This is a genomic window from Shewanella sp. 10N.286.52.E4, from assembly GCF_041468785.1.
GTDB lineage: Bacteria > Pseudomonadota > Gammaproteobacteria > Enterobacterales > Shewanellaceae > Shewanella > Shewanella electrodiphila.
This window is the reverse complement of the sequence record NZ_JBFRJJ010000051.1, coordinates 1-22,767: the sequence shown is the minus strand read 5'-3', so window position 1 is coordinate 22,767 and position 22,767 is coordinate 1. Positions and strand designations below refer to the sequence as shown.

Sequence of the window (22,767 nt, the reverse complement as noted above, 5' to 3'; positions counted from 1 at the left end):
ATTCTCCGTTGGAAATTTTGCTTTTTAAATTTCGCCGGAGCTGCGGGGTGTTCTAAGAGGGAGTCGCAGTTCACTCCCTTTTAGTCTGGTGTGGGCGAAGCGCCACGACTTTGATTTTTTTTCAAATGATAATTTCAAAATTTTAAACAAGTTTTGGGGAAAAAACGTTTAAGCCCACCAATTCTATACTTCATTTACATTGACTCAATTACTTAAGACCATCACTTCAATCTAATCCATTGCCTGCCGCAGGCTATCGTGCAAGCACGACTGTGACACGCTGCAAGTTCATCCCTGAAAGCTCGGCCATGACGTCCATGTCATGGACGGTCACAGCCGTGCTTACACCCGAATTTTCATCTCTTCGATTTAACTGTATTCGTGACAATTTAAAGAGCTAAAAAGCTCAAGTTGTATAGGTGTTTCGATCTTCTAAGAATGCACAATTTGAATTGAGGTAAGCAAGAAAATCGCGTGAGTCCAGACATGGAAGTCTGGCTAGCTTTCGAGGGGAAGGGACGCCCCATCGTAAGCGTTAGTGATTTTTGCAGCTTACTGAAGCAGCCTAGAAACAAAGGCTAAAGCTGGATAATTCTCCGTTGGAAATTTTGCAGTTTAAATTTCGCCGGAGCGGCAAGGGATATCGAAAAGGGAAATGCTGTTGTTTCCCTTTCGTCTGGTGTGGGCGAAGCGCCACGACCTTGATTTAGACGTTAACTTAGACCTTGATTTAGATTTTATTCAAATCTAGAAATCATTAGCTGACTAAAGTTGCTAACAAATCTTGGGGCTGTGATGAGTTAACTTCATTAGAACACTCAGACGAATCCAATTTTAGTCATTTTTGTTTGTCTCGTTTCTCACCGCTTTGAATTTTATCACTGTCTATGAACGGAATGTTTTTCACTTAAGCCTGCCAATAATTTGATTTTACATGGTTATCTTTTCACTTGCCCATATTGATGGTTTTTAAAACTGTATTTTTTAAATTAGCGACTTGAAGGCTGTCATTTTTCGACTAAATTTGAAATTGAAAGCCTTGATTGAATTTTGAGCGATAGTGTTTTAAGTCGTGGGATTGATACGGTTAAGTTATAAATCACAATACCGACTTCAAAATATCAAAAAGTTCATAAAACATTTATTGATTTTTGGATCTGTTTTTGATTAATTAGCCTCAATAATCATGCGCTATCAGTGTGGTTTGTTTATTAAACGGTGTGCTTTTAAATAGTGCATTATCAAAGGTATGTGTTGATTTAAGGGTGTTGGCATATATGTATAACACAGCAAAAAAACAAGTTTGGTTTGGTGAGCTTCGCACATCGAGAGGCACTTCTATTGTTGTCCATGACAATCAGTTGCCAGATGCATCTCCGGGGCGGATCTATTTATTCAATGTCAACCGAAACACCATCGGTGAATACGTTGAAGATATCGTTAAAGTTAACTTGCATGAGCTTGAAACTGAACAGTTACAAACGGTCAAAGCCGAGCATAATGCAGCTTGGATAGCTGCACGTTCTGAGTTTATGGTTAAGCACGAAGCGCACATTGAATTGTCTTCGGTTCCAGACTCTGCGCCTGCGACTAAATCCAAAGCGATACCAGCATTAGAAGAGCCTATGGATGAGGTATTAGATGACGATGATATGGAATTTGAAGATACTGGCTTTGAAGCGAGTATGAGTGACGATAGTGACGACTAATATCATCTAGCCCATTACTTTTACAATAAAGTACTTTTATCAAAAAGTACTTTGCTCGAATATTACTTTACTCAAAAAGTATTTTGCTCAAACAGTGCTTTACTCAAATAGCACTTTACTCAAGCAAGCATGGCGTTGTTTTGCTGACATAATCTGATTAGACAAAAATGGCGCGAACTTTTACGTTCGCGCCATTTTTATTGCTGTGAGTTTCTGAACACTAAAAGGTCGAAGTTGAGATGACTTCGCCTTACAGAATACTAAATTCATAGCGGCTAGAGTGACGATAGGTGCCGCCAGCAGGTATCCAAGGGTCACCGGGTAAATCAGGCTGGTTAGGTGAATCTGGCAGCATTTGGGGTTCTATACACACTGCTTGGTGTGATTGATAAACTTCGCCATTAAAACCGATAGCGCCTTCAAGGAAGTTTGCACCATAGACTTGAACTCCAGGCTGATTGGTATAAATCGTCATTGTGCGGCCGCTTTCAGGGCTTGAAAGGCAACCAAATCGAACTAAATCATCTGCAGTCTTTTGCAGTACATAGCAATGATCAAAACCATTAGTTGCCGCAAGTGCTGGACGCTGGGTTTGCTCGGAAAATACTGTGGCTTGGGATAAATCTAAATCACTGTTAGTCACTGAGCTCATTGTAATAGGCACGCCTACATCATTCATTGGTAAGTAATGCTGAGCATCCACTTGAATCTGATGTCGGGTATTGGTTTTGCTGCACGCGCCTTCTAAATTAAAATAACTATGTTGGGTTAAACTGATAGGGCAGGCTTTATCGACCTGTGCTTGCATGTCGATAAGCAGGTTGTTGTTATCTAACCGATAATCTAGTTGCACCTGGCAATTTCCAGGGAAACCCATATCGCCATCAGGACTTGTGAGGGTTAATCTGACACCGTCTTCTAGCGGTTGCATCTGCCATTGTTTTAAATGAAAGCCATCGGCGCCGCCATGCAAACAGTTAGTTGCTTGGTTAACATCAAGTTGATATTCGTGGCCTCGATAGCTCATTTTACCGTTGGCAATACGGTTAGAGTAACGCCCTGCAATCGCGCCTAAATAGGCTTGCTGCGCTAAATAGTCAGCGACACTGTCACAGCCTAAAACGATATTTGTCATCTCGCCTTGTTTATCGGCGGTCCATAATTGGTGAATGATGCCACCAAGACTTAATATTTCAACAGCCACTTTGCCGTTATCTAATCGAATCCGTTCAATTTGACCACCGCGCGGATCTTGCCATGGTTCAAGGGCTGTTATTTGAATCATTAAAGTCTCTTCCTGATGAGATGAGTTAACTTGAAGATTGCGACGACGTAAACTTGGTCATCGCTTAATCAATTCTTCCTGCGCCATTACTGGCTGAACATAGGTAAATAATGGCTTCTATTGCTGTTTCTTTAAGGTACTTGTCTTCAATCGCATTGACGACGAGATCAGTTAACTCGTGGTCAATTAACGCGACCACACAACCGTCACTCATACGCACGCCGCCACGGTTACCGATGACTTGTTTGATGATGCTGACTAAGGTGTCAATTTCTGGTGTGGTAATGTCAAAATCAGTCTTCATCGACTCATGGGATTGCGCCATTAATTGACTAAACCTTGGCATGTCATTTTGGCCTAGTGCGCGCGCGGCACTAATGGTGCGCTGATTTTCACTTAACACGTGTCTTGCTCTGGCAAATAACTCTTCACCTAATGCGTCTTTTTCACGATTAAGCTGAACTAGACTGACTTCTCGTAAAGACTCAACAGCCAATAAGTCATTTATTTCAGCACACTGTTGTTTACGTTTATCAAAACGCTCAATCAGGCTTTGGCGATCAATGTTAGGATCAACGATCAATAAACTGAGGTTTTCAGGGATCGCGACAGGCTCACTATCGAGCTCCAAACAATCAATCAATAACGCATGATCGGCTTCAGCCAAGGCGCTAATGGTTTGATCCATGATCCCAGATTCAGTCTTGATAAAACGATGCTCGCCACGTTGGGCTATTTGAGCAATCGCTAAGGGAGACAAGTGAAGTTGACTGGCGTAGCTAATGGCGGTGCCGAATGCGACTTCTAAGGCCGCAGAAGATGACATGCCTGCGCCTAATGGCACATTGCCGACAATAGCAAGATCAAGCCCTTTTGCTTTCAGGCCTGATTGAAACATTGACGCGGTAAATCCTTTTAAATAATTGCCCCAGCTGCTTTGGTCTTGAGTTGACCCTTCTTCACCAAACTTCCACTGTTCTATTTGACCTGGAAAAGCATCAGTAACAGCTCTGAAGGTATTATCGCTACGTTCCTTAACCGCGATAACAGTGTGAAAATTGATTGCAGCGGGTAAAACGAATCCTTCGTTATAATCCGTGTGTTCGCCAATGATATTGACGCGACCTGGTGCTTGATACAGGTCATCAGCCGTAGTTCCAAATGTTTGTACAAACAACTTCATGGCTTTTTGAGCAGGATTAGACATACAGTTACAGTTCCAAAGAATGCCGAGTTACGTAATAGGCTACGCACTAAGTTACGTACTAAGTGACTAATATCGTATTGACTTACTTAACCTTAAATTTAGTCGAAAGTGAGTTAATTGCGCTATAGATATGTGATTTATATCACGATTGGTCGGAGGTGTAACTAGGATTAACAATTTTGATTCTATTTGGGCATGAATGTGAGTTTTTTTTGAGTTAACTCATGTTGTTTCAGCCAAATCCAAACTCAAAAGGGGTATTGTGATTGATAGATTATTCTGCTTACCGAACAATATTCGCGATTACTAATACCCGCTGACATATCCTCAATAAAAATATGCCAGTGGGCGTCATTGCAATATCGCCCTGTTTCTAAGGCAGACCTAACAGCACTCATCCTTTTTAGTAATGCGACGGCTTAGAGCTGATTGACTGATCCCTAACATTTGCGCCGCAGCGGTTTGATTATTGGCAGTGCGGCTCATGGCTTCATCAATTAAGGCTTGGCTCATATCTGCTAATGTGGGTAATACTTGTGGGAAAATGATGCTATTTCCAACATGCTCAGCAGTCGACTTATGCTCATTAATCGCTTCCATAAAAGGCGAAATGTTTAATTGTATGCCATCGCTGCGACTGACAGCATCAAACACCATGCCTTTAAGTTCATGTAAATTCCCAGGAAAGTCATAGCATTTTAGTTGGTTGGCTAAGTCATTTGGTTGCTGTGGCGGTGCTAAATTCATTTCTGCAGCGGCCAATGAAATGAAGTGATTGATTAACATGGCGATATCTAATTTACGCTGCCTTAATGGCGGTAAATGAATTTTATGTGCCCGTAAGCGATAAAGCAGGTCACGTCTGAATAAGCCTTCTTGATTACGTGCGAGTAAATCATGTTGAGTTGAGGCAATGATACGGCAACTCACAGGATAAGGGCGATCGCTACCAATCGGATAGTATTGTTTTTGCTGCAAAACATCTAATAACTTTGCTTGGGATGCCAAAGGTAAGTCGCCAATTTCGTTTAAATACAATAAGCCTTTGCCCACTTGATGTAACGCGCCCGCTTGCGACTTTCCTGGCTCTTGGCTCAATTGACCAAACAATTGCAGTTCAAATGCGCTTTCACTGATCCCTGCTAGATTCACATTCACAAAAGGGGCTTCTGGACTATAAAGCTGGTGGCAACTTTTGGCGAATTCATCTTTGCCTGTGCCACTTTCCCCGTAAATCAATATCGGTTCAGGGCTGAATGCCACCGCCTCCAAGTATCTAAACTGATCCAATAAATTAGGCTCACATGTCAGAATATTATTAAAGGCACTAGGTTGGGCCAAAGTCTTACTTAAAAAGCTTTCTTTAATGCGGTGATAATTACGTTCCAGCCCAACCACTTCCAGTGCACGGCGTACGGTTAAGGCTAAATCAGCGACATCATCGGTTTTAATAAAGTAGTTATAAGCCCCATTTTTAATGCAGCGCACGGCGGTATCAACTTCATTTACCCCAGTGACAATAATCACTCGGGTGTTGGGGTGTTCAAGGCGGATTTGAGCCAGCAAGTCTTCACCAGAATGAAATGGCATGGTTAAATCTAATAATACCAGCGCGTAATCTGTGCCTTCTAAGCGATTCATCACTTGACGACTATCAACACAAGTATCAATAACCGCCTCTGGTACTAAACGATTTAAGGTGACTGCCAGAGTACGTAACCAAGGCGCTTCATCATCGACTAATAAAATATTACGGGCGAGTTTCACGGGTTTAGCTCCTTGCTATCGTTATTGTTGTGCTCTTGTCTGTTATGTTCTTGTCTGTCGTGCTCAGTCATGGGACTAGCGTCTAAACCTTCCTGAACCAGTAGGCTGAAGGTTAAGCTGAAGCAGCTACCTTCGTTAACGGTTGAAGTGACTTTCATGTGTCCATGATGTTCTTTTAATATACGGCTACAAACGGAGAGGCCTAAGCCACTGCCACCATGTGAACGTCTGGTGGTGAAAAAAGGCTCTGTTATGCGTTTTAATGTCGCTTTATCCATGCCGCTACCGTTATCTTGCACACTGATGCCTGCAGCGGTGTCAGTTGAGAACGTTTTAATTAAAATCACCCCATCACCTTGTGGAGTCGCATGACAAGCATTTTGAATTAAGTTAATCATGACTTGATGAAGTTGCTGTGCGTCCCCGTTAATTTTTGGGCTAGGTTCTGCTAGCTCAATTCTGACCTGATAGCGCTTTAATTGATTCGCAGTTAATCGCTGCGCCACTTGTACCACTTCATTCAAACCAATGGCTTGATGATTTGAGGCAAGGTTGGGTAATGCGTAGCGTTTTAAGTCATTTACAATCCGCGAAATACGTTTGGCACTTTCTTCAACTACTTCGGTACTGTGACTTATTTCGGCAAATGCAGCTTGCGGATCAAGTCCTGCTACTAACCAAAAGGGGTTTTGTTGTTGATAATAATCCGCAGCAGGTTGTAGGTCTTTCATCGCTTCAGAAAACAAGGCGATTGAGTGAATGATGATACCGGTAGGATTATTAATTTCGTGAGCGATACCTGCTGACAGTTCCCCGAGCGAGGCTAAGCGACTGGCTTCATCGTTGGCTTGGCGAAGGTGTTGCTGTTCGGTGTTTTCTTCAAGCAGTACTACAGCTTGTTCATCTGTGATGGGGTGAATTTGCATTTGCCAGTACTGGGCTAAATAGCCCATATCCGCGATGAAGGATTTCTTTGAGGTTATGACTGATTTGACACTGGTGGCTAAATCAAATGGAGTGCCGTCAACACAATGAAGTTTACTATGGCTGAGTAATTGATTGTTATCGTTACTCCATAAGCACTGCATTTGTTTATCAAAAATGGTCATGCCGTGAGGAATACCATTCAGCACAGCCTGAAACTGATGGGATAAGGATCTGATTTTTTGTTCAGCCATTTCGCGTTGTTGTAACTCAAGAGCTAAGGCTTCTGAGCGAAACTTTAAACTGCGGCTGACTGAAATGGTATACAGCATCCCTATAGCTGAGATGATGGATATCACGATAGAAAGAATAAGCATCTTTTTATGGGTTGAAGTGATATCGAACTTTTCACGTCCCATACCAAACCATTTATTAACTAACCTATCATACTCGCCAGAAATTTTGAGTTGTCGTAATGCATCATTGATCTCATGCAGTAATGCAGCGTCTTTGGGGTGACTAACAAAGGTGAATGCGCCGAAGATAAGCGCATCACTGGCACTTCGAACAGAAGGGTATTTAGGCTGCAGGCGACGTGCGACAAAGTTTTCAGCAAGTACCACATCCACTTCTTTAGTGATCAGTTTTTGAAAGCCCGTTTCGTATAAATCAACTTTTACTTGAGTAAAATCTTGCGGTTGATCCCTTAGAAAAACATCGACAAATGCACCTGTTTTTACCGCCACTCGTTTACCGGCTAAGTCAGACCAATTATCAATGTAATCTTCGCCTTGTAGCGTAAAAGCTTTGGCATGAGTGGCATAAATCGGATCTGATTGGCTTAACTCACGTCTTTTATTGATCGGGCTGACGACAGCCACCACATCAATCGGACTGTGAATATCATGCATATCAGTCATCAATTGTTGGAATGTCTTACGGCGCACCATAATGGGTCGATCTAGCAAATGGCCAATACTGTTCATTAACTCAACATGAAAACCCTGGTCTACACCGTTATCTCGCCACTCTAAAGGAGCTGTAGTGGAGTGCACCCCAAACACAATAGTTTCCTTTGCTAACGAAGGAAAGCTGATGACTAGCAATAAACAGAGTAGGTATTTCATTAAACGTTTTTCAATGAGTTGTATTGATTTCTTAATTGCACTTTAGCAAATCATAATCTTCATAACTGTGGCATTGGGCGTAAATTTGATAGAAAAAGTGGCGCTAAATATTACCAATAATGAGCAATTTGAAATATGGCTTTAATCAAAGGGAAGTGTGGGTTTGATCACTATCAACTATGCAAAAATGCATAGTGCTGAATTGGCTTATGCGCTTTTGCATAGTGAGAAAAGCCAGATGTGATCAGTTGTTCAGTTTGGAAACGAGTCTGCCAAGTTTGATTGAGCAAGCCTTAAAACAGGATAAAAATGGTAATAAATCAGGTTCAGTAGCCAATGTGATGCTTAATACAGCATGGCATGAAAGTGACGAATTAGCGTCATGGCTATTTTTAAGGAGTTACCATGAAATTAACACGATGCGCAGCTTTGTTAGCTGTTTTACTCGGTTCAGCAGGCCTTGCTGGCGGCGTGATGGCTGCAGACAATCTTGCTGACATGCATTCAGAAAATCAAGACTGTGAAAGCTGCCATTTACCCAGTGGCGAGCTATCTAATGACAGCCTGACTTATGAAAATGAGCAATGTGTGTCGTGTCATGGCACATTAGAAGAAGTCGCTGAAAATAATACTCGTGAAAACTACAATGCCCATGAATCTCACTTCCCTGGCGATGTAGCCTGTACTTCTTGTCACAGTGGCCATGAAAAATCAGTCGTCTACTGTGATTCTTGTCATAGCTTCGATTTCGATATGCCATTTGGCAGTAAGTGGGAACGTTATGAGCCTACCATTGCTGAACTAGCAAAAGACTCTGCTGACCGTAAAGCGGCATTGGCTAGTGCGCCTAGTGATACTGTTGATGTTATCGTTGTTGGTTCAGGTGGTGCTGGTTTCTCAGCCGCTGTTGCAGCGACAGACAAAGGTGCAAAAGTCATTTTAGTTGAAAAAGAGCCTGTGATTGGTGGTAACGCAAAACTTGCAGCCGGCGGCATGAATGCAGCTTGGACTGATCAACAAAAAGCCAAAGACATTAAAGATAGCGTTGAGTCTATGTACAAAGACACCATGAAAGGTGGCCGCGACTTAAACGATCCTAAATTAGTTGATGTATTAACATCGCACTCAAAAGGTTCAGTTGATTGGATGACTGAAATGGGCGCTGATTTAAATGATGTTGGCCGTATGGGCGGCGCATCAGCTAACCGTTCACATCGCCCAACAGGTGGTGCAGGTGTCGGGGCTCACGTGATTCAAGTGCTTTACGATAATGCGCTAGAGCGTAACGTAGATATGCGCATGAACACCCGTGGTGTTGAAATCTTAAAAGATGATTCTGGTAAAGTGGAAGGTTTACTGGTTAAAGGTAAATACACTGGCTACTACTGGGTGAAAGCGGATGCCGTTGTCATGGCAACAGGTGGTTTTGGCCGCAACAACGAACGTGTATCTCAGTACGACCCTAAATTGAAAGGCTTTATCTCAACTAACCAACCTGGCGCAACAGGCGACGGACTTGACGTTGCTGGTAACGCTGGTGCAGGCATGACCGACGTTAAATACATTCAAGCACATCCCACTTTATCGGTTAAAGGTGGTGTGATGGTGACTGAAGCGGTACGTGGTAACGGTGCGATTTTGGTGAACAAAGAAGGCAAACGCTTCGTTAATGAAATCACCACTCGTGATAAAGCAGCGGCAGCGATTCTTAACCAAACAGGTAAAGTGGCTTATTTAATCTTTGATGACTCAGTGCGTAAATCACTGAAGAAAATTGACAAATACATCCAACTTGGCGTGGTTCCTTCAGCTGACTCTCCTGAAAATCTAGGCAAGTTAGAAGGTATTGACGGTAAAGCACTTACTGCATCAATTGCGCAGTACAACAAACTAGTTGCAGCAGGTAAAGACACTGATTTTGAGCGTCCTAACTTACCGCGCGCACTGAATGAAGGTAACTATTACGCAATCGAAGTGACTCCTGGCGTTCATCATACAATGGGTGGTGTATCGATTGATGATAAAGCTGAAATCCTCTCTGAAGATAAGAAAGTGATTCCTGGTTTATACGGTGCTGGTGAAGTCACAGGTGGTGTTCATGGTGCTAACCGCTTAGGTGGCAACGCAATCTCTGACATCATTACCTTTGGCCGCTTAGCGGGTGAGCAAGCGGCGGCATACTCTAAAAAGTAAGTTTTAAAATGTAAGTCTTCATCAATAAGTTTAGCGATAACATTATTCCCCTTAATGTTATCAATGCAAAGTGAGCCAATTGGCTCACTTTTTTTTATGCTTTTTATAGGTGAGTGTTAAAGCGCATTTTTCCACTGTGGCTAAGTAACTTTCTCACGGTTAAGCTGACTGAGGTGGACACCGAAATGGTTAAGGTGGCAAAAATAGCGACTAAAATTACGATTTGATACTTCACAGCAATAATTGGATCGACACCACCTAAGATTTGTCCCGTCATCATGCCAGGTAAGCTGACTAAACCTGTGGTTGCCATGGACGCTAGAATAGGCGCAAAAGATTGCTGTAGTGCAGTTTGCACAAAGGGTGCGGCAGCTTGTTTAGGGCTAGCACCTAACGCCAGAGCGCCGTGATATTGAGGCTGTTTTTCTTCAAATGCAGCAAACAAACGTTGCAGCGCAATAATATTGCCGCTCAGGCTATTGCCTAACAACATACCGGCAGTGGGTATCAGGTATTGGGCGCTATAAATCGGTGTCGGCTGAAATAGCCACAACATCATCACCAGTAAAATAGGCATGAGTCCAAGTAGCAGCCCAGTGCAGATAGGCACCATTAACGGCCGTTTAGGTAATTTAGCTTTACTGATAATCGCACTAGCACCAACCAGTAGCATCACCAATAGCCAAGCGAGATTTACCCAGACATTATCGAGGTGAAAAAGATATTGCAGATACAGGCCAATTAAAGCCATTTGCAGCGTCATTCTCACCACGGCGATGGAGATCTCTTTACCGAGATGCAGTTGGTATGAGCGATTAATGGCAAAGGGGACGATTAATACCAACATAAACAGCCCAAGGGCAAGCCAACTAATATCCATAATCTATCCTTGGGTGTAAATGGCTGTAAGGTTAGTTAAACAAGTCGGCATATGTTATTCAAGCTAGGTTATTCAAGCTAGTGATTCAAACATAAAAAAGCGCCTTATAACAACATAAGACGCAGTTTTGATTTGGCTACATTGCCGCTAAAACAATCAGTCGGCAGCCATTACTCAATCAAGCTAAGGTTTGCTCAGATTAGGCGTTATTTCATTTTTAGCACTGGCTTTATCTGCACTCGTTTCTGCGCCATTGGCTGTTTGTTCACCTTCAGTTTTAGGCTCAAGTAATTCGTGGATGACGTTATCGACAAAACCTGCACCTGCTGCCTCATACAAGTTATAAACGCTGTTTACGCCTTGCTCTTTCAGTGATTCGGCATCTTCAGAGTACTGGACAATGGCACTAATTTTTCCTTGGTATTCGAGCTTTTTCAGTTGCTCAACGGCAAACATATTACCCACGTGATGCGGCATAGCCAGTAGGACTAATTCAAGCTTAGGGGCACGTTCAAGTTTTTCCCAAAAATCGGTATCGCTGGCATCGCCTTGTACAACATTACGGCCTTCGTTGCGATGAAAATCCACTAACTCTTGTTTGTGTTCAATCCCTAAAATTTCGCCGCTGTACTTACTGCGCAATTCATCATAAGCACCTGAACCAATTCGCCCCATACCTAAGATCAAAAAGCGAGGATTACCCACTGGGATTTGTCTATCTTCTGGGTGAAGTGGATGTTTTTCAATGGTAGTGAGAGTGTCATGGAAACGCTGATACAAGCGGTTTACGCTCGCATTTAATGGCGCAGCAATTAAGAAACTAATACTCAATGCTACCGCTAAAATAATTAACCATTCGGCTGGTAGCCAGCCTTTTTGCGCCGCAACCGCCGCAACAATCAAACCGAATTCACTGTAGTTGCCTAAGTTAAACGAGGCAAACAACGAGGTACGCGCACGCAACTTAAAGCGGGTAAGGATGAAGAAAAACAGCAATACTTTAAACGGAATAAGTAACACTAATAACCCTGCAAGTCCCACATCTTCGATAGTGGGTAGACCATTTAAGCCAATGGTTAAAAAGAAGGCGACTAAGAATAGTTCTTTAAAGTAGTAAATTGACTTAGCGAGCTCAGATGATTTTGCGTGACCTGCAAGTAAAATACCCATGATCAGAGCGCCTAAGTCAGGTTTTAAACCAACGGCTTCAAATACCCATGCACCCATGATAAGTGCCATGGATAAACCAAATAAGATCAGCATTTCACCGTGGCCCACTCGGTCAAACACTTTATAAATCACCGGTTTCAATAACGGTAGTAGCAGTAAACCTAAGGCATATACTGATGGGAATTCGCCTTTAGAAATCGTTAAGAACAATACCGCGAAGATATCTTGCATAATCAAGATACCAATGGCTATACGGCCATATAGTGCCTGGCCATCTCCGTTTTCATCGAGCACTTTAACGGCAAACACGGTACTTGAGAAACTTAAGGCAAAACTTAGCAGCAATAGTTGGTCTATCTCTAGATCAATCAGTCTATCTAGACCGACTAAACCCAAGAGTTTTAATATGGGCAAAAAGAACAAAATCGAACCGATTAAATGCAGACTGGAACTGGCCCAAATCTCAGATTTAAGCAAGCTTTTTACATCGAGTTTTAAGCCAATAGCGAATAGCAGCAGCATAACGCCTAAGTCAGCTAGTTCTTGCAGTAATGGCACACTTTCATCTTGGACACCAAAAATAAACAGTATGAAGCCTGCTGCTAAATAACCAATAAGCGGAGGTAATCCGACTCGGCTAACGAGCATGCCGCAAAGCAGGGTAATGATGAAAATTGCTGGTTCCATAATGCCTTTTTTCTAGTTGTTGAAAATGGGTTGTAGTTAAGTAGATTGTATAACAATAAAATTAACTTGATATTAAAATTTAAACCTATATCAACAAAAAGGCCAATTTAAAAATAAATTGGCCTTTTTTCATAACGTTAAAAATTTATAAATTATTTTACAAGTAATAAATCCAAGTGTTCAGCAAAAGGTTTAGGGTTCATAAAACCCGTTACTCGTAAATCTTCACGTTGATTGCCATTTTCATCGAACATTAAGAGTGTTGGTAGTCCTAACACACTGAAGTGCTCGAGCAATTCAACATCAACTGCATCACTTTTGGTCACATCTGCTTGCAGTAAAACCATTTGATCTAAACGCTCCATCACTTCAGGGGCGACGAAGGTAATGTTTTCAAACTCTTTACAGGCCACACACCAGTCAGCATATAAATCCAGCATGACGGTTTTACCGCTAATACTGGCTTTATCCAGTTCAACTTCTAAGTCATCTACCGATTTAATCAGTTTAAATTCGGCATGTTTAACAGGTGCACTTTGATTGATTTCATTACTGATAGACGGCGCTTGTAACCCCATGGCAGACATCACCGCTTGGAAACCGTATGAGAAACTTGCCAATAATGTCAGCGTAAGCAAAATGCCACGAGTGGTTTGCTTCCAGTTAAATTCAGACAGCTTGTTTTGGTGGATAAGGTAGCCAGTTAAGCCAACGCCCCATAGCGACCAAAGTACATCAGAGACAACCCCAGGCCAGATGCGACCTACCATTACGATAGACACAGAAATCAGTAAGAAGCCAAAGATGGTTTTAATGATATCCATCCAAGCGCCTGCGCGTGGTAATAATTTACCGCCAGAGGTGCCGATAATAAGCAGTGGTACACCCATACCCATGCTCAGTACGTAGAGTGCTAAGAACCCTTGCAGTAAGTCGCCGCTTTGGGCTACGTAAATGAGTGCACCTGACAGTGGCGCTGTAGTACAAGGTGAAGCGACTAAGCCAGAAATCACGCCCATAAAGAATACGCCAATCAGGTTGCCACCTTTTTGGTTATTCGACAGGTTGTTCATTTTATCTTGCCATTTGCCCGGCAGGCGTAACTCGTACATGCCAAACATAGACAAACTGAGCAGCACAAACATCACTGCTAAGAAAATCAAAATAGCAGGGTGCTGCAGCGCAGCCTGGAACTTCATCCCAGCAGAAGCGACCACTAAGCCTAATAGCGAATAGGTAATCGCCATACCTTGAACATAAGCCATCGATAAGGTGAAGGCTTTTGCGGTAGATAACTGCTTACCTTGACCGACAATAATCCCTGATAAAATCGGGTACATTGGGAATACACAAGGGGTTAGTGCTAAGCCAATGCCTAAACCAAAGAAAATCACTAAGGTCCACATCAGACTGTCGTTAGCCAACATTTGGCTTAAGCTATCTTGCTGCGTGATTGGTGCTTGTGATTCTGGGTTGGCTGGGGCATTTTTCGCTGCTTGTTTTGCGGCGTAGTCATCGCCAATGATGGCTTTTTTCTTGGCAAGTTTGCCATCGTTGGCCGCAACGGCTTCTAGATTTACATCACGTTTGGTAGGTGGATAACACAGCTTACCCTCGGCGCAGCCCATAAAGGTGACTTGCACCTTTGAGCCAGCAGCAGCCTCTTTAAGTGCCAATGGCAGCTCGACATAAGAGTAGTAAACGGCTTGTTCGCCAAAATATTCGTCATCGTGCATTTTACCTTTTGGCAATTCGATATCGCCAATGACTGCGCCATCAGCGCTAAAGGTCAACTTGTCACGATACATGTAATAGCCTTCGGCTATGACAAAGTTAACTGCGACTCGATTACCGTCTTGCTTGTAATCAAATACGAAAGCCTCTTCAACGGGCATTAATTCAGGTTCGTCTTGTAAAAAGCTGAATTTGTTGCTGTTACTAAAAATGTCTTCACTGTGTGCTAATGGTGATAGCAGCAGTAAGCTGGTTAATATAAGCGCAAATATTTTATTCATGATTGAGAGGTTTCTTTTATCCAATGTAAATAATTTGGCAAGCCATGGGTAATAGGCGTAGCGATTAACTCTGGTACTTCATAGGGATGCAAATCGATCACTATTTTTTGTATCGCATCATAATTATCTGCCATGCATTTTATGTGCATAGCCACTTCACTACTATGACAAACCTCACTTTCCCAGACATAGACCGATTCGACCTGAGGATACAATTGCACACAAGCAGCGACCTTAGCGTTGACTAACGCTGTTGCGAGCTTTTTTGCACTGGCGATATCTGGACAAGTTGTTATAACTAATAAATAGTTTGCTGACATAGGGAGTTTATCATCTTTGGTTTATCTTAAAGTTAGCTTAAGCTTAATAACCTAAAATAGGTGCTTGCTAGAGCTTATGAATTTGTTTTTATTCATAACAATAGCGCACTACTTTACGTTTTTTTGTCATTGAGTTCACTAGAGGCCGATAATCTTTCGAGATGAATTATGTAAGCGTTAGTTGCTAATTTAATACTGATAGCATTGATGACATCGTCATAAGCAAACAGTATTAACCATTATCTCGAAAAATCTTGACCGCAAAAGGTCTAAATACCTTTGTGAATAACAATAATTTTGATGCGTCTTGAATTAAGACCTGATTACCCCCATATATTGTTCATACCCAATGAAATAATTGAGGCCAGCATGCTGTTAGTTTTGTTTTTAGTTTTTATTCTTGTTCCTACTATTGAGTTATCAGTGTTGATCTCAGTAGGAGATGTGTTTGGCCCATTGAATACTGTGGCACTCGTGTTTTTAACCGCAATAGTCGGTGTGTCATTGGTGCGTAGCCAAGGCTTAAGCACCTTAATGTCAGTGCAATCTAAACTGGAACGCGGTGAAGCGCCAGGTAAGGAAATTGTCGAAGGCATGATGTTAGCTGCAGCAGGTTTATTGTTGTTGTTCCCAGGTTTTGTCACTGACTTGATTGGTTTATTGCTATTAACCCCATTTACTCGTTCACCCATTGCGAGCTACATCTTTAAACGTATGCAAATGCGCGTGGTTGCTGGTGGCGGTTTTCAGGGGCAAGCGGGTCAGAACCCATTTGGTCAGCAAGGTTTTGGCCAAAACCCATTTGATCAAGGACGCAATGACAGAAATACCTTCGATGGCGACTTTGAGCGTAAGTTTGATCCGAATGACATGAGGCCTGAAACCCATCAGGTTGAAATGAAAGATATTACCCCAGTAAAAGATGATGTATCTGAAGCCAGCGATACTCAATCAGCAACTGACAGTGCCAGCGATAAAACTGACAAGCGCTAAACAGCTTAGCGCCTTACGAATCTTATTTTCTAATAATAAAAAGCCGCTTGAGTACAATACTCAAGCGGCTTTTTTAGTTTTTTTGAGGTGGTTAATACAGAGTAAACACGTAAAAATGAGACGGTTTATAAGGAGCTATTCGGCTTTAATGGCTATTTATTTTAAGGGCTATTTTTTAAGGCTTATTTCTTAAAGTCTATTCACTTTAAGGCTTATTGATTTGAAGGCTTATTAGCGTCATCGATTTTTTTGCCCATGATATAGGCACTAATACTGCCCCCAATCCAACAGATTAATAGCACCAATACCGCGATATCCAGTGAAGCAGGTAAGTTAGTGGTAACACTTTGGTGCACAGCGTCATAAATGCTATAAAAATCGAGGGGAATATTGCCGGCAACAATATCATCGGCAATGGTTTGAGCGCGCTGCATGACCACGGTCATGATGGCACATAGGCTCACAAAACATGCTGCAATAATGCTCCAGCCAATGGCTTTTTTACCTAAATATAAGTGCCCAACTCCAGGGCAAACAAATGCATTTAATAGGGTGGCATTGACAGACTTACTCATGAGGCTTTCCTTGGCATTTAGTTTATTTAATACAGCCGACTGTTATTTACTACTGCTAGTCGCATTTTACTCAATACAACATTAAATCCTTAACGCTGCAAGAGCTGATGAATTAAGCTTAATTCATCAGCCTTAGTAAACCATGCTTCTTATACAAACTATAAGGTTGAATCAGCAGAACTATTCAATTCGTCATTGTTGTAGTGAAGATGAGCAGAATCGGGTTCAGTGAGTTTACTCGCCATAATGTAACAGGCAATCCCCATGATGGTATTGGTTACAGGCAATGCAATCAGCAAGCCTTTCACTCCACCGAGATATAAACCAACCGCGGCTAAAGGCAGCATCAAAACAAATAGGCGGACGAGGTTAATCACTAGTGATTTCATTGGGCGGTGGTAGGCATTTAAGCAAGTGGCAAACATAATTACTACGGCTAACGGCCCATAGGCTGCGGGTAATACATGAATATAAAAGCTTAAAGAATCGATAACGGCAGGGTCACTACTGAACCACTGGGCAATGGTGTTACCGCTGAAGTAAATCGGGATATACAACAAGGTTTGAAACACTAAAGCAAAGCGTAGCGCTAACATCATGCCGTCTTTGGCGCGCTTATGTTGGCCAGCCCCTAAGTTTTGTCCCACAAACGGCATTAACGATGACGTCATGGCCATTATGACCACTAAAAATAAGGTTTCTAAGCGAATACCTGCGCCAAAAGCGGCAACTGCTGCTTGGTCTGCGCGGGCGAGCATAGCTAAAATCACGCCATTGGCGATAGGGTTTAGCATATTCATTAATGCGGCAGGGCGAGCAATATGACCGAGCTTTTTCCAATTTGCAGTAATACGAACTCGGCAAAGTGTCATTAGCTCAAGAATGCGTTTTTTATAAATGAGGATGTAGCCCGAAACGGTAAAAGCGACCACCCACGACACTAAGGTCGCAATCGCAGCCCCTTGGATCTCAAGGCGGGGAAATGGCCCTATCCCAAAAATTAATAATGGATCGAGGATTAAGTTAATAATTGCGGCTACCGCCATAATAATCGCTGGCGAGCGAGTATCACCTGTGGCGCGGATCCCTTGATTGCCCACCATCAACAACACTAACAGCGGCGCACTGCAAAACCATATCAACATATAGTCGTGGATCAGCGGCAAGCTTTTTTCATTTGCCCCCATCAAGGTAAACAGTGGGTCAATAGCCATAATGCCAATAGAGACCAATATACTGATCAAGATGAAGGTCAGCAGCATAGCGTCAAATAAGAAGCTTTTAGCTTTGGTTGTATTGCCAGCTCCAATTAATCGAGAAAGATTAGTCGATGTGGCAGCGCCAATACCAATGGCGATACTGGCAAACACAATGGCGACAGGGAAAGTGAAACTGACAGCAGCAAGCGCATCAGTACCTAACTGACTAATGAAGAATGTATCTATAAGGCTGCCACCATAAATGGTGAGGATACCGATAAGGTTGGGGAGGCTCATATTGAAAAGCACACGACCTATTGGTGCGCTGAGCAACCCATGTTTATCATTCATCAATTTGGACTTAAACACGAAAACGGGAGACAAATTCTATCAGTATTCATTATCGTTTAATAAATACTAGCGACAAATTTTACAAAAAAATCGCAGTTTTTTTATAAATACCCTTGGAACTGTGATCATCAACCCCCATATATCAAACATCAAAGGGTAAATGCCCTTATCATTTGTTTAAAACCGCCTCGTTTGTGGGCAGCAATCATTAGGAGAGTCCGTAGATGAATATTCGTCCATTACATGACCGCGTAATCGTAAAACGTTTAGAGGTTGAGTCAACTTCAGCTGGTGGCATCGTATTAACTGGTAGTGCTGCAGAAGTATCAACACGTGGTGAAATCCTAGCTGTAGGCAATGGTCGCATCTTAGAAAACGGCGAAGTGAAAGCGCTTGACGTTAAAGTAGGCGACGTAGTGATTTTCAACGAAGGCTACGGCGTGAAGAAAGAAAAGATTGATGGTGAAGAAGTACTTATCTTATCTGAATCAGACTTAATGGCAGTTGTAGGTTAATCCGCGCCATTAAATCGCTTTCAATCAACAAATTTTAAGGAACATGAAAATGTCAGCAAAAGAAGTATTATTTGGCAGTGACGGCCGCGTTAAAATGCTAAACGGCGTCAACATTCTTGCTAACGCAGTAAAAGTAACTTTAGGCCCTAAAGGTCGTAACGTTGTTTTAGACAAAAGCTTTGGCTCACCGCTAATCACTAAAGATGGTGTTTCGGTAGCGAAAGAAATCGAACTAGAAGACAAGTTCGAAAACATGGGCGCACAAATGGTGAAAGAAGTTGCTTCTAAAGCCAATGATGCTGCTGGTGACGGTACAACTACTGCAACAGTATTAGCACAATCAATCGTGACTGAAGGTCTAAAAGCAGTTGCTGCTGGTATGAACCCAATGGATCTTAAGCGCGGCATCGACAAAGCAGTCATTGCTGCTGTTGCTGAACTTAAAGCACTTTCTCAAGAGTGTTCAGATTCTAAAGCCATTGCACAGGTTGGTACTATTTCTGCTAACTCTGACGAATCAATCGGCGAAATCATTGCAACTGCAATGGAAAAAGTTGGCAAAGAAGGCGTTATTACCGTTGAAGAAGGCCAAGCGCTTGAAAACGAATTAGACGTTGTTGAAGGTATGCAGTTTGACCGTGGTTACCTATCACCATACTTCATCAACAAGCCAGAAACTGGCAGCGTTGAGTTAGATGCACCATTTATCTTATTAGTTGATAAGAAAATCTCTAACATCCGTGAATTATTACCAATCCTAGAAGCGTTAGCTAAAACAGGTAAGCCATTGCTTATTGTTGCAGAAGACGTTGAAGGCGAAGCATTGGCAACATTAGTTGTCAACAACATGCGCGGTATCGTTAAAGTGGCTGCTGTTAAAGCACCTGGCTTTGGTGACCGTCGTAAAGCAATGCTTCAAGACATCGCGATTCTTACTGGCGGTACTGTTATCGCTGAAGAAATCGGTCTAGAGATTGAAAAAGCAGCCCTAGAAGATTTAGGTACCGCAAAGCGTGTAGTTATCACTAAAGATAGCACCACCATCATCGATGGTAACGGCGAGCAAGAGCAAATCTCTGGCCGCGTTTCGCAAATCAAGATTCAAGTTGAAGAATCAACTTCTGACTACGACAAAGAAAAACTTCAAGAGCGTATGGCTAAGTTAGCTGGCGGTGTTGCAGTAATCAAAGTTGGCGCAGCAACTGAAGTTGAAATGAAAGAGAAAAAAGCTCGCGTAGAAGATGCATTACATGCAACTCGCGCAGCAGTAGAAGAAGGCGTTGTTCCTGGCGGTGGGGTTGCACTTGTACGTGTTGCTTCTAAAATCTCTGAAGTTGAAGTGATCAACGAAGACCAAAAACACGGTGTGATTATCGCACTGCGTTCAATGGAAGCGCCTCTACGTCAAATCGCAACTAACGCAGGTGAAGAAGCGTCAGTTGTGGCTAACACTGTTAAAAATGGCACAGGTAACTTTGGTTACAACGCAGGTAACGACACTTACGGTGACATGCTAGAAATGGGTATCCTTGACCCAACTAAAGTAACTCGTAGTGCACTACAGTTCGCAGCATCAATTGCAGGTCTAATGATTACGACTGAAGCAATGGTAGCTGAAATTCCACAAGAAGCTGCAGCGCCTGATATGGGCGGAATGGGTGGTATGGGTGGAATGGGCGGCATGATGTAATTATTGCTTCTTTGCTGGTCTAAATCGGTGATAACTGCGTTGCTTCACCACTCGTTTAGTGAACTAAACGTCGTGGTAAAGCGCCTTGTTCTAACCCGATTTATCCTGCGCCAAGAATGCAAAATTCATTGCTGGTCTGAAGCCTAAAAGCTTAAAGCCACTTCTTGTAGAAGAATAGAAAAAGCCCCGATACCTAACGGTATCGGGGCTTTTTGTTTTACAATTAACCATATTTTCTAGCAAGTTGCTGCGTTGAGTTGTTTTTAAATGATTTGATATATTTACAATGAATGTGCTATCTAGGATAGTTTACCTAGTAAAAGGTCAGTTAGTTTTTATATAAGTAAACAATAAAGTAGAGGCACATGGATGAGCGAAATTACAGATAAAGCGATTGCACTTAAGAAGATCAAAAATAAGCAATGTATTTGGCATCGTCTTTCTAAAGAGCTACTCGCAGATAAAGATATTATATTGGCTGAAATATCTAATAGTGATGTCACGCGCACAATTGTTTGTTCTATGGATGAGCATCTTCGTGATGACGAAGAAATTGCAGAAGCAGCACTAAAAGTCAGTGGTAATGAATTAAAATATTTCTCCCACAACATCAGAGCTAATAAAAAACTTGTTACACTGGCCGTTTATAAAAACTCTTCATCATTCGAGGAGGCAGAAAGTGAGTTAAAGGATGATTTAGAGTTTGTGACGAAGCTAATTGGTATTAATGTATTAGTGTACAAGTATGCAAGTGATAAATTAAGGGGGAATAATGAGTTAGCGGTTAAAGCTGTTTCTGAGTGGCCGTCTTTATTGGAATACGTCCCAGAAGTTGTAGTGGAAAATACTAACATTGTTGAAATAGCTCTTAAAAATGATATCTACAATGCACTTCCATACGCCCCTTTACGTTATAGGTTAGACAAGTCATTGGTATTAAAATACCTAGCAGCAGCACGTTATGGAATTGATATTGATGTGATCCCAGAGGCTCTTAGATGGGATCCAGATGTTGCTCTAGCTATAGTTTCGAAGAATGGCAATTTTTTACGGTTTCTACCTGAAGTATTGAGGGGGGAGCGAAAGGTCGTTTTAGCTGCGGTCAATAATGCTGGTGGTTCACTTGAATATACAAGTGAACTATGTCGTGCAAATAAAGAGATCGTCTTAGCTGCTCTAGCTGATAGTGACATCGGTAATTCTAATAGAGCGAGTGGTTACATAGCAGAAAGTTTACTTGATGATAGAGAGGTAGTTGAGGCTGCATTATTGAAGTCAGGCTGGCTTATAAATAACGTTAGTGAGCGACTTAAAAATGATCGAGATTTAGTACATTTAGCTCTTAAATCAGATGGTAAGTTATTAAGAGACTTACCGTCAGCATACCAAAATGATAGATCATCTGTGATGATCGCTGTTAAATCTGATGGTAATGCTTTATCTATTGCCAATGATTCATTTCGTGAAGATCATGAAATAGTTTTGGCTGCTATTGCTATAGATGGGCGTTGCTTTAACTTGGCTGCTCCCATTCTAAAAGATGATAAAGATTTCGTCATGAAAGCTGTGAAAATAAACGGGATGGCTTTATATGGCGTATCTACGAGGCTATGTAATGATCTAGATATAATTAAGCTTGCTATGCAATCAGAACCAAAATGTATTCAGTACGCATCTAAAGAGTTACGTGACTCGAAAGACTTTGCGTTATCTATAGTCGAAATCGATGCATACTTTTTAGAGTGCTTAGGGAGGAAATCTTTAAACAATGAAGAGGTTTTGGTAAGAGCTATGCAGCAGAATGGTGAAGCGCTTTACCTTGCTCCCCGAAAATTTCGTAATAATAAAAATGTAGTTATTGCTGCTGTAAAAAATGCTGGAGAAGATGCTTTACAACACGCTAGTAAGTTACTACAAAAAGATATGGATGTATTAGATGCTGCTGGGATATAACGGTGCAGTAAATCAGGTGAGAGAAAACAGAAAACCATCATAGACATATATGGACGCTACCGGTTAGTCAAGACAGTACTTCGCTAACCGAGGCGAGCACCAATCAAAGACCCCCAGCCTTAATGGCATGTTTTGCTGTCTCTTATTAAGCTTTAATTGTGGATTTAGTAAGAAATAAGTGGGGTCAGAGTCTGACGAATCCCCACG

16 protein-coding genes are annotated in these 22,767 nt (G+C 42.1%); 6 read left to right on the top strand and 10 right to left on the bottom strand.

Annotated elements, in window-relative coordinates:
- Positions 1 to 1,277: 1,277 nt before the first annotated feature.
- Positions 1,278 to 1,709 carry a hypothetical protein gene (locus tag AB4153_RS20170; protein ID WP_248956100.1) on the top strand — a complete coding sequence of 144 codons (432 nt, stop codon included), beginning with the start codon at positions 1,278 to 1,280 and terminating at the stop codon, positions 1,707 to 1,709.
- A 250-nt stretch (positions 1,710 to 1,959) separates the two neighbouring features.
- Here AB4153_RS20170 and AB4153_RS20165 read toward each other — a convergent pair whose 3' ends face one another.
- The 4 genes from AB4153_RS20165 to AB4153_RS20150 all read right to left on the bottom strand — a co-directional run bounded on the left by AB4153_RS20165 (position 1,960) and on the right by AB4153_RS20150 (position 7,956).
- Positions 1,960 to 2,994 (bottom strand): aldose epimerase family protein, encoded by a 1,035-nt coding sequence (locus AB4153_RS20165; RefSeq protein ID WP_371998482.1) that lies wholly within the window; start codon positions 2,992 to 2,994, stop codon positions 1,960 to 1,962.
- A gap of 64 nt (positions 2,995 to 3,058) precedes the next feature.
- Positions 3,059 to 4,201, bottom strand: a complete 1,143-nt coding sequence (gene galK, locus AB4153_RS20160) for a galactokinase (protein ID WP_102529469.1) — start codon at positions 4,199 to 4,201, stop codon at positions 3,059 to 3,061.
- 384 nt (positions 4,202 to 4,585) lie between these two features.
- Positions 4,586 to 5,968, bottom strand: a complete 1,383-nt coding sequence (locus tag AB4153_RS20155; protein WP_303513751.1) for a sigma-54 dependent transcriptional regulator — start codon at positions 5,966 to 5,968, stop codon at positions 4,586 to 4,588.
- Positions 5,965 to 7,956 carry an ATP-binding protein gene (locus AB4153_RS20150; protein ID WP_371998481.1) on the bottom strand — a complete coding sequence of 664 codons (1,992 nt, stop codon included), beginning with the start codon at positions 7,954 to 7,956 and terminating at the stop codon, positions 5,965 to 5,967. Before AB4153_RS20150 ends, AB4153_RS20155 begins: the two co-directional genes overlap by 4 nt.
- Positions 7,957 to 8,424: 468 nt before the next feature.
- Here AB4153_RS20150 and AB4153_RS20145 point away from each other — a divergent pair, with 468 nt between their 5' ends.
- A complete protein-coding gene (locus tag AB4153_RS20145; RefSeq protein WP_229372499.1) occupies positions 8,425 to 10,212 on the top strand; it encodes a flavocytochrome c in 1,788 nt (595 codons plus the stop codon).
- Positions 10,213 to 10,315: 103 nt separating this feature from the next.
- On the opposite strand, the gene AB4153_RS20140 is transcribed toward AB4153_RS20145, so the two are convergent.
- From AB4153_RS20140 to cutA, 4 genes are all read right to left on the bottom strand, one after another.
- The gene (locus tag AB4153_RS20140; RefSeq protein WP_371998480.1) at positions 10,316 to 11,092 is read right to left on the bottom strand and encodes an ABC transporter permease; all 777 of its coding nucleotides are present in this window, start codon (positions 11,090 to 11,092) and stop codon (positions 10,316 to 10,318) included.
- Positions 11,093 to 11,275: 183 nt separating this feature from the next.
- Positions 11,276 to 12,949: a cation:proton antiporter family protein gene (locus tag AB4153_RS20135; protein WP_229372495.1), complete on the bottom strand. Its 1,674-nt coding sequence runs from the start codon at positions 12,947 to 12,949 to the stop codon at positions 11,276 to 11,278.
- Between the two features lie 152 nt (positions 12,950 to 13,101).
- The gene (locus tag AB4153_RS20130; protein ID WP_371998479.1) at positions 13,102 to 14,964 is read right to left on the bottom strand and encodes a protein-disulfide reductase DsbD; all 1,863 of its coding nucleotides are present in this window, start codon (positions 14,962 to 14,964) and stop codon (positions 13,102 to 13,104) included.
- On the bottom strand, positions 14,961 to 15,284 hold the full coding sequence (gene cutA, locus AB4153_RS20125; protein ID WP_102527720.1) for a divalent-cation tolerance protein CutA: 324 nt from the start codon (positions 15,282 to 15,284) through the stop codon (positions 14,961 to 14,963). Before cutA ends, AB4153_RS20130 begins: the two co-directional genes overlap by 4 nt.
- Before the next feature lie 369 nt (positions 15,285 to 15,653).
- Here cutA and AB4153_RS20120 point away from each other — a divergent pair, with 369 nt between their 5' ends.
- Positions 15,654 to 16,277 carry an FxsA family protein gene (locus tag AB4153_RS20120; protein ID WP_371998478.1) on the top strand — a complete coding sequence of 208 codons (624 nt, stop codon included), beginning with the start codon at positions 15,654 to 15,656 and terminating at the stop codon, positions 16,275 to 16,277.
- Positions 16,278 to 16,489: 212 nt separating this feature from the next.
- Here AB4153_RS20120 and AB4153_RS20115 read toward each other — a convergent pair whose 3' ends face one another.
- Together AB4153_RS20115 and AB4153_RS20110 are read right to left on the bottom strand one after the other, a co-directional pair.
- Positions 16,490 to 16,852: a hypothetical protein gene (locus tag AB4153_RS20115; RefSeq protein ID WP_371998477.1), complete on the bottom strand. Its 363-nt coding sequence runs from the start codon at positions 16,850 to 16,852 to the stop codon at positions 16,490 to 16,492.
- A gap of 158 nt (positions 16,853 to 17,010) precedes the next feature.
- A complete protein-coding gene (locus tag AB4153_RS20110) occupies positions 17,011 to 18,402 on the bottom strand; it encodes an MATE family efflux transporter (protein WP_371998476.1) in 1,392 nt (463 codons plus the stop codon).
- 224 nt (positions 18,403 to 18,626) lie between these two features.
- On the opposite strand from AB4153_RS20110, the gene AB4153_RS20105 reads away from it, so the two are divergent.
- From AB4153_RS20105 to AB4153_RS20095, 3 genes are all read left to right on the top strand, one after another.
- A complete protein-coding gene (locus tag AB4153_RS20105; RefSeq protein ID WP_055022857.1) occupies positions 18,627 to 18,917 on the top strand; it encodes a co-chaperone GroES in 291 nt (96 codons plus the stop codon).
- Between the two features lie 49 nt (positions 18,918 to 18,966).
- Entirely contained in the window at positions 18,967 to 20,607 is a 1,641-nt protein-coding gene (gene groL / locus AB4153_RS20100) for a chaperonin GroEL (protein ID WP_371998475.1), read from the top strand.
- A 369-nt stretch (positions 20,608 to 20,976) separates the two neighbouring features.
- On the top strand, positions 20,977 to 22,560 hold the full coding sequence (locus AB4153_RS20095; RefSeq protein ID WP_371998474.1) for a DUF4116 domain-containing protein: 1,584 nt from the start codon (positions 20,977 to 20,979) through the stop codon (positions 22,558 to 22,560).
- Positions 22,561 to 22,767 lie beyond the last annotated feature (207 nt).

Coding starts and splice junctions, on each gene's coding strand:
- galK (WP_102529469.1), bottom strand. CDS start 4,201: ATGTCTAATCCTGCTCAAAAAGCCATGAAGTTGTTTGTACAAACATTT.
- AB4153_RS20120 (WP_371998478.1), top strand. CDS start 15,654: ATGCTGTTAGTTTTGTTTTTAGTTTTTATTCTTGTTCCTACTATTGAG.
- AB4153_RS20165 (WP_371998482.1), bottom strand. CDS start 2,994: ATGATTCAAATAACAGCCCTTGAACCATGGCAAGATCCGCGCGGTGGT.
- AB4153_RS20110 (WP_371998476.1), bottom strand. CDS start 18,402: ATGAATGATAAACATGGGTTGCTCAGCGCACCAATAGGTCGTGTGCTT.
- AB4153_RS20095 (WP_371998474.1), top strand. CDS start 20,977: ATGAGCGAAATTACAGATAAAGCGATTGCACTTAAGAAGATCAAAAAT.
- cutA (WP_102527720.1), bottom strand. CDS start 15,284: ATGTCAGCAAACTATTTATTAGTTATAACAACTTGTCCAGATATCGCC.
- groL (WP_371998475.1), top strand. CDS start 18,967: ATGTCAGCAAAAGAAGTATTATTTGGCAGTGACGGCCGCGTTAAAATG.
- AB4153_RS20140 (WP_371998480.1), bottom strand. CDS start 11,092: ATGGATATTAGTTGGCTTGCCCTTGGGCTGTTTATGTTGGTATTAATC.
- AB4153_RS20145 (WP_229372499.1), top strand. CDS start 8,425: ATGAAATTAACACGATGCGCAGCTTTGTTAGCTGTTTTACTCGGTTCA.
- AB4153_RS20115 (WP_371998477.1), bottom strand. CDS start 16,852: ATGAGTAAGTCTGTCAATGCCACCCTATTAAATGCATTTGTTTGCCCT.
- AB4153_RS20135 (WP_229372495.1), bottom strand. CDS start 12,949: ATGGAACCAGCAATTTTCATCATTACCCTGCTTTGCGGCATGCTCGTT.
- AB4153_RS20130 (WP_371998479.1), bottom strand. CDS start 14,964: ATGAATAAAATATTTGCGCTTATATTAACCAGCTTACTGCTGCTATCA.
- AB4153_RS20170 (WP_248956100.1), top strand. CDS start 1,278: ATGTATAACACAGCAAAAAAACAAGTTTGGTTTGGTGAGCTTCGCACA.
- AB4153_RS20105 (WP_055022857.1), top strand. CDS start 18,627: ATGAATATTCGTCCATTACATGACCGCGTAATCGTAAAACGTTTAGAG.